Consider the following 722-nt stretch of genomic DNA (forward strand, 5'->3'; position numbering starts at 1 on the left):
GGCTTCGAGATGATCGTCGGCCTGCTGGCGATCCTCAAGGCGGGTGGCGCCTATGTGCCGCTGGATCCGGAGTACCCGCAGGATCGCCTGAGCTACATGATGGAAGACAGCGGTATTCAACTGCTGCTGACTCAAGGTCACTTGCTGGCTGATTTGCCTGTGCCAGCGCAGGTTCGCAGCCTGAAGCTGGAAGATGATCTGGCCGGTTACAGCGATGAGAACCCTGTGCACCTGACTCAGCCGGACAATCTGGCCTACGTCATCTACACCTCGGGCTCGACCGGCAAGCCGAAAGGCACGCTGCTGCCGCACCACAACCTGCTGCGCCTGTTCAAGGCGACCGATGCCTGGTTCGGCTTCGGTCCGCAGGATGTATGGACGCTGTTCCACTCCTACGCCTTCGACTTCTCCGTGTGGGAGATCTTCGGCGCGCTGCTGCATGGTGGTCGTTTGGTGATCGTGCCGCGTGAAACCACGCGTTCGCCTGAAGACTTCCACCAGTTGCTGGTGGAGCAGGGCGTGACCGTGCTGAACCAGACCCCGTCGGCGTTCAAACCGCTGATGCGGGTGGCTTGTGACAGCTCTGCCGATCTGGCGCTGCGTTACGTGATTTTCGGCGGCGAAGCCCTGGATGTGGCGGCGTTGCAACCGTGGTTCGAGCGTTTCGGCGAGGACTGCGACAACCTGATCAACATGTACGGCATCACCGAGACCACGGTCCA

The 722-nt window shown here is 61.1% G+C and carries 1 protein-coding gene; it reads left to right on the forward strand.

Annotated elements, in window-relative coordinates:
• The coding region (locus NMG10_RS25820) for an AMP-binding protein (protein ID WP_254465379.1) at window positions 1–722 on the forward strand (722 nt) is incomplete at both ends.

It is taken from the genome of Pseudomonas sp. DVZ6, assembly GCF_024259445.1.
Classification (GTDB): domain Bacteria; phylum Pseudomonadota; class Gammaproteobacteria; order Pseudomonadales; family Pseudomonadaceae; genus Aquipseudomonas; species Aquipseudomonas peradeniyensis.